This window comes from Kitasatospora sp. NPDC047058 (genome assembly GCF_040643935.1).
Lineage (GTDB): Bacteria > Actinomycetota > Actinomycetes > Streptomycetales > Streptomycetaceae > Kitasatospora.
Genome location: NZ_JBEYVJ010000070.1, coordinates 19,472 through 30,033, shown reverse-complemented (window position 1 = coordinate 30,033; position 10,562 = coordinate 19,472). Strand labels below are relative to the sequence as shown.

The window sequence follows — 10,562 nt, the reverse complement described above, 5'->3', positions numbered from 1 at the left end:
CTGGCCGGTGGAGGCGACGGCCACCTCGCCGGCGTTGAGCTTCAGCTCCGCGGCGGCCTTCTCGGCGGTCGAGGGCCGCGAGGAGGGCCGCACCGAGACCCGCCGCGACCGCCGCGACCGCCGTGACCGCCGCGAGGGCGGCGAGCGCGAGGGCCGTCCGGAGGCCGGCGAGACCCAGGCCGCCCAGGAGGGCGACGGCCGCGAGTCGCGTCGCGACCGCCGCAACCGCCGGGACCGCGCCGACCGTACCGACCGCCAGGGCGGGCAGCAGCAGGGCGGCCAGGCCGACGGCCAGCAGGCCCGCCAGAGCGGCCAGCAGGCCCAGCCGCAGGCGCAGCAGGGCGGCTACGAGGACGACGAGTTCGGCGACGGCCGCCGTGGCCGCCGGGGCCGCTACCGCGACCGCCGGGGTCGTGGCCGCCGCGAGGGCTTCGAGGCCGGCGTGGCCGAGCCGCAGGTCGGCGAGGACGACGTCCTGATCCCGGTCGCGGGCATCCTCGACATCCTCGACAACTACGCGTTCGTGCGCACCTCCGGCTACCTGCCGGGCCAGAACGACGTCTACGTCTCGCTCGCCCAGGTCCGAAAGAACGGCCTGCGCAAGGGTGACGCGATCACCGGTGCGGTGCGCCAGCCGCGCGACGGCGAGCGCCGCGAGAAGTTCAACGCCATGGTGCGGCTGGACTCGGTCAACGGCATGGACCCGGAGAGCGGCCGCGGCCGCCCCGAGTTCAACAAGCTGACCCCGCTGTACCCGCAGGAGCGGCTGCGCCTGGAGACCGACCCGGGCGTGCTGACCACCCGGATCATCGACCTGGTGTCGCCGATCGGCAAGGGCCAGCGCGGTCTGATCGTCGCGCCGCCGAAGACCGGTAAGACGATGGTGCTGCAGGCGGTCGCCAACGCGATCACCCACAACAACCCCGAGTGCCACCTGATGGTCGTCCTGGTCGACGAGCGTCCGGAGGAGGTCACCGACATGCAGCGGTCGGTGAAGGGCGAGGTCATCTCCTCGACCTTCGACCGCCCGGCGGAGGACCACACCACCGTCGCGGAGCTGGCCATCGAGCGCGCCAAGCGCCTGGTGGAGCTGGGCCACGACGTGGTGATCCTGCTGGACTCGATCACCCGCCTCGGCCGCGCCTACAACCTGGCGGCGCCGGCCTCCGGCCGCATCCTGTCCGGTGGTGTCGACTCGACCGCGCTGTACCCGCCGAAGAAGTTCTTCGGTGCCGCGCGCAACATCGAGAACGGCGGCTCGCTGACCATCCTGGCCACCGCGCTGGTCGAGACCGGCTCGCGCATGGACGAGGTGATCTTCGAGGAGTTCAAGGGCACCGGCAACATGGAGCTCAAGCTCGACCGGAAGCTCTCGGACAAGCGCATCTTCCCGGCCGTCGACGTCGACGCCTCGAGCACTCGCAAGGAGGAGATCCTGCTGGGCAACGAGGAGTTGGCCATCGTCTGGAAGCTCCGCCGGGTGCTGCACGCGCTCGACTCGCAGCAGGCGATCGAGCTGCTGCTGGACAAGATGAAGCAGACCAAGTCCAACGCCGAGTTCCTGATGCAGATCGCCAAGACGACCCCCGGGTCCGGCGACTGACCGTAACGGGGCAACTCACCGGCACGGAACCCCGGTTCGCGCGAGCGGACCGGGGTTCCGGCGTTTTCCGGGCACTTGTTCCAGAGTCGGGACATTTCAAGGTCTTTGGATCATGTTGTCCGATTTACTCTGGATCGTATGGTCGAGCACACGAGGGTTCCGAGTCGCCGCCGCAGGGTCCTGCGCGCGGCCGCGTGTGCGGTCGCCGCGCTCGTCGTCCTCGGCGCCGGGGCGGCCGGCTACGCGTACTTCAAGCTCAACGGCAACATCAAGAGCGTCGACATCGACGCCCGGCTCGGCACCGCCCGGCCGCCCTCCGCCACCGACGGCTCGTTCAACGTCCTGGTCCTGGGCTCGGATTCGCGGAACGGGCTGAACGGCCGGCTGGCCGGCGGCGACACCGGCGAGACGGCCCGCTCGGACACCGCGATGGTGGTGCACGTCAACCAGGACCACTCGCGGGCCGAGGTGGTCTCGATACCCCGCGACACCCTGGTCACCCGGCCCGAGTGCACCGACGCGAAGGGCCTGCCGACCCCGGTGGCCAAGCGCGCGATGTACAACAGCGCGTACGAGACCGGTGGCGCCGCGTGTGCGGTCAAGACCACCGAGCTGCTCACCGGGCTGCGGATGGACCACTACGTCGAGATCGACTTCGAGGGCTTCGCCCGGGTCGTGGACGCGCTGGGCGGCGCCACCGTGACCACCACGGTGCCGATCCACGACCAGGACAGCGGGCTGGACCTCGCGGCCGGCGAGCACCACCTCGACGGGAAGCAGGCGCTGGCCTTCGTCCGCACCCGGCACGGGGTCGGCGACGGCAGCGACCTCGGCCGGATCGAACTGCAGAAGCAGATGGTGAAGTCGCTGCTGCAGCAGACCGGCGGGCTGGGGCTCTTCGGCAACCCGGCCAGGCTCTGGTCGGTCGGCGACACCCTGACCCGCTCCATCACCACCGACTCGGCGCTGGCCTCGGTGAACTCCCTGGTCGGCCTGGCCCAGGAGCTCAAGGGGATCGGCCCGGACCAGCTCTCGATGGTCACCCTGCCGGTCGTGACGGCCCCCGGCGACCCCAACCGCGTGGTCCCGCAGCAGCCGCAGGCCGACCGGGTCTGGGCGGCCCTCAAGGCCGACCAGCGGCTGCCGGAGGACGTGCTGGCGGCACAGCCGGAGAACCCCGCCCAGGCGGGCCCCACGGCCTCCGCCAGGGCCGTGACGCGCGCCCCGGAGAGCGCCCCGGCGAGCGCACCGGCCACCGCGGCGAGGCCCCCGGCCGGGGCCACCGCGAGCCGCTGAGCGCGACCCGGAATATCCCGGGACACCACCCGGTTTGGGAAGAAGCGGCCGGTCCTGGCAGACTGGTCCGTCGGTCCCGGTTCACGTGCGGCACTCCAGTCGCCGACCCGGTGCCCTCCCGAATCACTAGGAGAACCCCTTGAAGCCCAACGTTCACCCCGAGTACGTGGTCACCCGTGTGACCTGCACCTGCGGCAACGAGTTCACCACCCGCTCGACCGAGACCAGTGGCGAGATCCGCGCCGAGGTCTGCTCGCAGTGCCACCCGTTCTACACCGGCAAGCAGAAGATCCTCGACACCGGTGGCCGCGTGGCCCGCTTCGAGGCCCGCTTCGGCAAGCAGCACAGCGCGAAGGCCTAGCGCTCCCTCGGCGCCGGTTCCCGGTGCCCCCGTACTCGTTCCGGGGGCGCTTGGGGACCGGCGCCGTTCGCATCTCCCGGCGCCCGCGCGCCACGCGACCCCCACCACCACCGCTACCCACGGGAAGAAGGCCACCCCATGTTCGAGGCAGTCGAAGAGCTCCTCGTCGAGCACGCCGACCTCGAGACGAGGCTGGCCGACCCGACCGTCCACGCCGACCAGGCCAACGCCCGCAAGCTGGCCAAGCGGTACGCCGAGCTGACCCCGATCACCCGGGTCTACCGGGAGTGGCGGCAGGCCGGCGACGACATCGATGCCGCGCGCGAACTCGCCGCCGAGGATCCGGAGTTCCTCGCCGAGGTGAAGGACTCCGAGGCCCGCCGCGAGGAGCTGACCGAGGAGCTGCGCCTGCTCCTCGTCCCGCGCGACCCGAGCGACGACAAGGACGTCATCCTGGAGATCAAGGCGGGCGAGGGCGGCGAGGAGTCCGCGCTGTTCGCCGGCGACCTGCTCCGGATGTACCTGCGCTTCGCGGAGCGGATCGGCTGGAAGACCGAGATCATCGACTCCAACGAGTCCGACCTCGGCGGCTACAAGGACGTCTCGGTGGCCGTGAAGACCAAGGGCAGTACCGAGCCCGGCCAGGGCGTCTGGGCCCGGCTGAAGTACGAGGGCGGCGTGCACCGCGTGCAGCGCGTCCCCGCCACCGAGTCGCAGGGCCGCATCCACACCTCCGCGGCCGGCGTGCTGGTCACCCCCGAGGCCGAGGAGGTCGAGGTCGAGATCGTCGCCAACGACCTGCGGATCGACGTCTACCGGTCCTCCGGCCCCGGCGGCCAGTCCGTCAACACCACCGACTCGGCGGTCCGGATCACCCATCTGCCGACCGGTATCGTGGCCTCCTGCCAGAACGAGAAGAGCCAGCTGCAGAACAAGGAGCAGGCGATGCGCATCCTGCGTTCGCGGCTGCTGGCCGCCGCGCAGGAGGAGGCCGAGCGGGAGGCCTCGGACGCACGCCGCAGCCAGGTCCGCACGGTCGACCGCTCCGAGCGGATCCGCACGTACAACTACCCCGAGAACCGCATCTCGGACCACCGCACGGGCTTCAAGTCGTACAACCTGGACCAGGTCCTGGACGGCGACCTGAACGCGGTGATCCAGTCCTGCGTGGACGCGGACGCGGCGGCCAAGCTCGCCGCGGCCCAGCAGGCCTGACACCCGCGCCCGGCCCGCAGACGCACCCCGCAGACGCACTAGAGAAGCCGCAGCGCAGAAACAAGAGGTCGTACGTGAACCTGCTGCTCGCCGAGGTGGCCCAGGCCACCCAGCGGTTGGCCGCGGCCGGTGTGCCGTCGCCGCGCTTCGACGCGGAGGAGCTCGCCGCACACGTCCACAACGTCAAGCGCAGCCAGCTGCACACCGTGAAGGACGCCGACTTCGACGCCCGCTACTGGGAGGCCGTCTCCCGCCGCGAGGCGCGCGAGCCGCTCCAGCACATCACCGGCCGGGCGTTCTTCCGCTACCTCGAGCTGGAGGTCGGCCCCGGGGTCTTCGTGCCCCGCCCGGAGACCGAGTCGGTCGTCGAGTGGGCCATAGACGCCGTCCGCGACATGGACGTCGCCGAGCCGCTGGTGGTCGACCTCTGCTCCGGCTCCGGGGCCATCGCGCTGGCCCTCGCCCAGGAGCTGCCGCGCTCCACCGTGCACGCCTTCGAGCTGGACGAGGGCGCGCTGCGGTACACCCGCCGCAACATCGAGGCCAGCTCCGACCGGGCCCGGGTCACCCTGCACGCCGGCGACGCCACCAAGGCCTTCGAGGACGACCGCTCCTGGGACGGCCGCTTCGACCTGGTGATCTCCAACCCGCCGTACATCCCGCTCACCGAGTGGGAGTACGTCGCGCCGGAGGCCCGTGACCACGACCCGCAGATGTCGCTGTTCTCCGGCGAGGACGGGCTGGACACCATCCGCGGCATCGAGCGGGTGGCCGCCCGGCTGCTGCGCCCGGGCGGCGCCGTGGTGATCGAGCACGCGGACACCCAGGGCGGCCAGGTGCCGTGGATCTTCAACGAGGACGGCGGCTGGACGGACGCCGCCGACCACCGCGACCTGAACAACCGGCCGCGCTTCACGACCGCCCGGCGGGCGTCGTTGTGAACGGTCGAACACAGCACGACCGCCCGGAAGGCGTCGTGAACCGTCGGGTGCGGGACGACCGCCCGCAGGGCCGTGTTGTGACTGTCATGAGCCATTCCGGAAGGGGACCGCACCGATGAGCCGCCGATACGACTGTGCCGACGCCGGGGACCGCGCCACCGGCCTGCGCGAGGCCGCCTCGGCCATCCGCCGGGGCGAACTCGTCGTGCTGCCCACCGACACGCTGTACGGGGTCGGTGCGGACGCCTTCTCGCCGGACGCCGTCGCCGCCCTGCTGGCCGCCAAGGGGCGCGGGCGGAACATGCCCTCGCCGGTCCTGGTCGGCTCGCCGACCACCCTGCACGGCCTGGTCACCGACTTCTCCGAGCAGGCCTGGGAGCTGGTCGACGCCTTCTGGCCGGGCGGGCTCACCCTGGTCGCCCGGCACCAGCCCTCGCTGCGCTGGGACCTCGGCGAGACCCGGGGCACCGTCGCCGTCCGGATGCCGCTGCACCCGGTCGCGATCGAGCTGCTGAACACCACCGGCCCGCTCGCCGTCTCCAGCGCCAACAAGACCGGCGGCCCGTCGCCGTCCACCTGCGACGAGGCCGAGCAGCAGCTCGGCGACGCCATCTCGGTCTACCTGGACGGCGGCACGGCCGACCACGCCACCGCGTCCTCCATCGTCGACGTCACGGGCAAGGTCCCGGTCCTGCTGCGGGCCGGCGCGATCAGCGCCGAGCAGCTGAGGGAGGTCGTCCCCGACCTGGAGGCCGGCAGTTGACGGCCGCCTCCCTCCATGCCGGGCCCGGCATATCGCCGTACCTGAGCGTGGGCCCCAGGCCGCTGGACCACTTCCGGATCCTCTTCGTCTGCACCGGCAACATCTGCCGCTCGCCGATCGCCGAGCGGCTCACCCGGCGTGAGCTGGACACCCGGCTCAGCCCCCGGGTGGCCGGGCGGATCCTGGTGGAGAGCGCCGGCACCTGGGGCCACGAGGGCGCGCCGATGGAGGAGCACGCCGCCACGGTGCTGGACGAGTACGGCGCCGACAGCGGCGGCTTCACCGGCCGCGAGCTGCTGGACGAGCACGTGGTCGAGGCCGACCTCGTGCTCACCGCCACCCTGGACCACCGTGCCCAGGTGATCTCGATGGGGCACGAGGCCGGGCTGCGCACCTTCACCCTGAAGGAGTTCACCCGCCTGGTGCGGACGATAGACCCGGGCACCCTGCCCGACCCGCGCCGCGGGGCCGACGTCACGGAGCGCGCCCGCGCCCTGGTCCGGGCCGCCGCCGCGCTGCGCGGCTGGCTGCTCGCCGCCAGCCCGGAGTCCGACGAGGTGCACGACCCGTACGGTGCCCCGATCGGCATGTTCCGCAACTGCGGCGAGGAGATATTCCACGCCGTGGACCCGGTCGTCACCGCCCTCACCGGCATCCCCGGGAAGAAGGCGTAGCCGAGGCGGGCTGCGCCCGGGCGGGTGCACGCCCACCGCGTCGGCGAGCCGCCCGGGGCGGGCGGTCATACGCTGGAGGAACCCCGTCCCACGCCGCCCGGGAGCTCCGCCATGACCGTCACCGATGCCGCGACCGGAACCTCCGAGACGACGGGGCGCCGGTGGGCGTCCGAGGTGCTGCGCCGGGCGGACCCGCAGCTGGCCGACCTGCTCGCCGCCGAGGCCGAGCGGCGGGCCGAGAGCATCCAGCTGCTGGCGGGGGAGAACCTCACCAGCCCGGCCGTGCTGGCCGCGCTGGGCGGCCCGCTGATCGACAAGTACGCCGAGGGCTACCCCGGCCGGCGCCACCACACCGGCTGTGCGCTGGCGGACGCCGCCGAACTGCTGGCGATCGACCGGGCCTGCGCCCTGTTCACCGCCCCGCACGCCAACGTCCAGCCCCGGTCGGCCACTTCGGCGATGCTGGCGACGTACGCGGCGCTGCTGCGGCCGGGCGACGTGGTGCTCGCGATGTCGCTGGAGCACGGCGGCCACCTCAGCTGCGGCTCGCGCGCCAACTTCTCCGGCCGCTGGTTCGACTTCGTCGGCTACGGGGTGCGCCGCGAGGACGGCCTGACCGACCTCGACGAGGTCCGCGAGCTGGCCCACCGGTACCGCCCGAAGGCCATCGTGGCCGGCTCCATCTCGCACCCCCGGCACCCGGACTGGGCCGCCTTCCGGGAGATCGCCGACGAGGTGGACGCCTATCTGATCGCCGCCGCCGCGCAGACCACCGGCCTGGTCGCGGCCGGTGTGGCGCCCTCCCCGGTGCCGTACGCGGACGTCACCGTGGCGGCCACCCACAAGCTGCTCCGCGGCCCGCGCGGCGGCCTGCTGCTCTGCACCGCCGAACTGGCCGAGCGGATCGACCGGGCGGTGTTCCCGTTCAGCCAGGGCGGCGGGGCGATGAACGAGGTGGCCGGCAAGGCCGTCGCGCTCGCCGAGGCGTCGACCCCCGAGTACCGCGCCTACGCCCACCGCACCGTCGCCGGGGCGCGCGTCCTGGCCGCGGGGCTCGCGGAGGCCGGCATGCGCCCGCTGACCGGCGGGACCGACACCCACCTGGTGACCGCCGACGTCGGCCCGCTCGGGGTCAGCGGCGCGGAGGCCGAGCGGCGCTGCGCCGCCGCCGGGCTGATGCTCGGCAAGTGCGCCCTGCCGTACGACCCGGCACCGCCGTCCGAGGCCTCCGGGATCCGGCTCGGCACCGGTACGGTCACCTCGCAGGGCATGGGCGAGGCCGAACTGGCCGAGATCGCCGGACTGGTCGGACGCCTGCTCGGCGGGGGGCCGGACGTGCGGATCGGCGCCCGCGTCCGGGAGCTCGCACGGGCCTTCGCCGGCCGCCGGTAGGCGCGTATTCGCACCACCTACCCGGTAGGGCGAACCGCGATGCACGTCCCGGGCGTCCGACTCAATAAGGTGTGTGGCGTGGCGACGCACCTCGAACCCCGGACAGGCACGGGAGTACCTTCGGTACCGACCCGTCGGACAGTGATGCAGGAGGCCAGTGGTGCGTGAGTATCTGCTGGTGCTGTTCTGCACCGCGGCCGTCACCTACCTGCTGACCGGCCCGGTCCGGAAGTTCGCCATCGCGGCAGGCGCGATGCCGCCGCTGCGCGCCCGCGACGTGCACCGCGAGCCCACGCCCCGGCTCGGCGGCATCGCCATGTTCGGCGGCCTCTGCGCGGGCATCCTGGTCGCCTCCCAGCTGGACAACCTGTCCAAGGTCTTCTCCCAGGGCACCGACATCCGCGCGCTGCTCTCCGGCGCCGGGATCATGTGGTTGCTCGGCGTGCTCGACGACAAGTGGGGCGTGGACGCGCTGGTCAAGCTGGGCGGCCAGATGATCGCCGCCGGTGTGATGGTCTGGCAGGGGGTCACCGTGATCACCCTGCCGGTGCCCGGTGTCGGCGCGGTCGCGGTGAGCCCGACGCAGGGCATGGTCATCTCGGTCGTCATGGTCGTCGTCATGGTCAACGCGGTGAACTTCATCGACGGCCTGGACGGCCTGGCCGGCGGCATGGTCTGCATCGCCGCGATGGCCTTCTTCCTGTACTCGTACCGGCTCTGGTACGGCTACACGATCACCGACGCCGCCCCCGCCGTGCTGTTCAGCGTGCTGCTGATCGGCATGTGCCTGGGCTTCCTGGCCCACAACCTGCACCCGGCCCGGATCTTCATGGGCGACTCCGGCTCGATGATGCTCGGCCTGATGCTGGCCGTCGCCGCGATCTCCATCACCGGCCGCGTCGACCCGGACCTGATCACCAGCACCACCGGTTCGCAGACCGCCACCGTGCACGCCCTCGTCCCGATCTACATCCCGCTGCTGCTGCCGCTGACCGTCATCGCGCTGCCGCTGGCCGACCTGCTGCTCGCCGTGGTCCGCCGCACCTGGGCCGGCCAGTCGCCGTTCGCCGCCGACAAGCGCCACCTGCACCACCGGCTGCTCCAGGTCGGCCACTCGCACAGCCGGGCCGTGCTGATCATGTACTTCTGGGCCGCGCTGATCGCCTTCGGCACCGTCGCCTTCTCGGTGACCAACACCGGCCGCACGGTGATCCTGACCCTGACCGGGCTCTGCCTGGTCGGCCTGGTGGTCCTGCTCACCCCGCGGTTCCGCCCGCGCGCGCCGCGCGCCGTGCAGGCCTTCGTCCCGCCGCGCTACCGGCGCCGCGGCCCGGCCCGCGGTGCCGCGCCGGCCACCGGGGACGACACCGTGGTGGCCGCGCCCACCTCCGCGCCGATGGCCGAGCTGTCGGCGAAGGACAAGGAACTCCTGGGTGAACTCCCCAAGAACTCCACGGCCGGCGGCCGCGGTCATGGCGGTGGACGCAACCGCTAGGGCCCGTCCGGGCCGCCTGACGTGCCGTCAAGATGCTTCACCCGTACGGCGGCACCGTTGGGCCGTTGGTGTGACAGGTACCACACATTCATGGTAAAGCTCTCATCAAATAGTTTGTGATACCGTTCACGAGTACCGAGAACACGCCGAAAGACCTCACAGGTGGATGCCTTCCGTCCCTGGCCGGTCTCCCTCGACGGGCTCGCCGCAGAGCGGCCGGTCCAGCGGGCGGCCCTCGGTCCGGTGTCACCCACCACGTTCTGTGCCCGTCCCCCTGCCACATCGACATGCCGCCGGAGTTGCCGACATGCCGTCCAACGACGCCCGGATCCTCCGAGGCGCCGCGATTCCCACTGCGGTCGCCGGGATCATCGCCATGGTGGTCTCCTTTGCCGTCGCGGGTGGCAAGGGACTGCTCGGCGCCCTCTTCGGAACGCTGCTGGTGATGGCGTTCTTCAGCTCGGGCCAGGTCGCGCTCGACCGGCTGACCAGGTCGAACCCGCACATCATGATGGCCGCGGCGCTCCTGGTCTACACCACTCAGATCCTGCTGGTCGGTATCGTCCTCGCGGTCTTCAAGAACACCGACCTCTTCAACCGGCAGGCGTTCGCCTTCACGCTGCTGGGCTGCGCCCTGATCTGGACGGGCTTCCAGGTGCGCGGCGCACTGAAGGCCAAGACCTTCTACGTCGACCCCGACGCCTCCGAAAACAAGGCGGACAAGCCTTCGGACAAGGGGCGTCAACAGTGACGGGGCCCGGCTGTCCCCCCAACGAGGGGGGCGGTGTTTATGCCGCACTGACGGGCTGCTATCGTCCGTCG

General features: G+C 72.1%; 10 protein-coding genes. All 10 read left to right on the top strand.

All coding sequences use genetic code 11. The annotated features are described in order from the left end of the window. Positions 1–1,603: transcription termination factor Rho (rho, locus tag ABZ885_RS14060; RefSeq protein ID WP_360187414.1), on the top strand; the 1,603-nt coding region annotated here is incomplete at its 5' end. A 138-nt stretch (positions 1,604–1,741) separates the two neighbouring features. Then, positions 1,742–2,899: an LCP family protein gene (locus tag ABZ885_RS14055; RefSeq protein WP_360187412.1), complete on the top strand. Its 1,158-nt coding sequence runs from the start codon at positions 1,742–1,744 to the stop codon at positions 2,897–2,899. A gap of 139 nt (positions 2,900–3,038) precedes the next feature. Continuing rightward, positions 3,039–3,260, top strand: coding sequence for a 50S ribosomal protein L31 (gene rpmE, locus ABZ885_RS14050; RefSeq protein WP_148642921.1), 222 nt, complete (start codon positions 3,039–3,041; stop codon positions 3,258–3,260). Positions 3,261–3,398: 138 nt separating this feature from the next. Further along, complete coding sequence (gene prfA / locus ABZ885_RS14045; protein ID WP_360187410.1) at positions 3,399–4,475, top strand: peptide chain release factor 1; 1,077 nt, start codon at positions 3,399–3,401, stop codon at positions 4,473–4,475. Positions 4,476–4,549: 74 nt separating this feature from the next. Continuing rightward, entirely contained in the window at positions 4,550–5,416 is an 867-nt protein-coding gene (prmC, locus tag ABZ885_RS14040) for a peptide chain release factor N(5)-glutamine methyltransferase (RefSeq protein ID WP_360187408.1), read from the top strand. A gap of 115 nt (positions 5,417–5,531) precedes the next feature. Next, positions 5,532–6,179, top strand: a complete 648-nt coding sequence (locus ABZ885_RS14035; RefSeq protein ID WP_313765545.1) for an L-threonylcarbamoyladenylate synthase — start codon at positions 5,532–5,534, stop codon at positions 6,177–6,179. Positions 6,180–6,208: 29 nt separating this feature from the next. Then, positions 6,209–6,853, top strand: a complete 645-nt coding sequence (locus tag ABZ885_RS14030; RefSeq protein ID WP_360187419.1) for a protein-tyrosine-phosphatase — start codon at positions 6,209–6,211, stop codon at positions 6,851–6,853. 111 nt (positions 6,854–6,964) lie between these two features. Then, positions 6,965–8,245 carry a serine hydroxymethyltransferase gene (locus tag ABZ885_RS14025; protein WP_360187406.1) on the top strand — a complete coding sequence of 427 codons (1,281 nt, stop codon included), beginning with the start codon at positions 6,965–6,967 and terminating at the stop codon, positions 8,243–8,245. A 160-nt stretch (positions 8,246–8,405) separates the two neighbouring features. Continuing rightward, the gene (locus tag ABZ885_RS14020; protein ID WP_360187404.1) at positions 8,406–9,740 is read left to right on the top strand and encodes an MraY family glycosyltransferase; all 1,335 of its coding nucleotides are present in this window, start codon (positions 8,406–8,408) and stop codon (positions 9,738–9,740) included. A gap of 307 nt (positions 9,741–10,047) precedes the next feature. Beyond that, positions 10,048–10,491, top strand: coding sequence for a hypothetical protein (locus ABZ885_RS14015; protein ID WP_360187402.1), 444 nt, complete (start codon positions 10,048–10,050; stop codon positions 10,489–10,491). Positions 10,492–10,562 lie beyond the last annotated feature (71 nt).

What these genes read in the sequence shown, in the direction of transcription:
- ABZ885_RS14015 (WP_360187402.1), top strand. Translation starts at nt 10,048, where the DNA reads ATGCCGTCCAACGACGCCCGGATCCTCCGAGGCGCCGCGATTCCCACT.
- ABZ885_RS14035 (WP_313765545.1), top strand. Translation starts at nt 5,532, where the DNA reads ATGAGCCGCCGATACGACTGTGCCGACGCCGGGGACCGCGCCACCGGC.
- ABZ885_RS14055 (WP_360187412.1), top strand. Translation starts at nt 1,742, where the DNA reads ATGGTCGAGCACACGAGGGTTCCGAGTCGCCGCCGCAGGGTCCTGCGC.
- prfA (WP_360187410.1), top strand. Translation starts at nt 3,399, where the DNA reads ATGTTCGAGGCAGTCGAAGAGCTCCTCGTCGAGCACGCCGACCTCGAG.
- ABZ885_RS14025 (WP_360187406.1), top strand. Translation starts at nt 6,965, where the DNA reads ATGACCGTCACCGATGCCGCGACCGGAACCTCCGAGACGACGGGGCGC.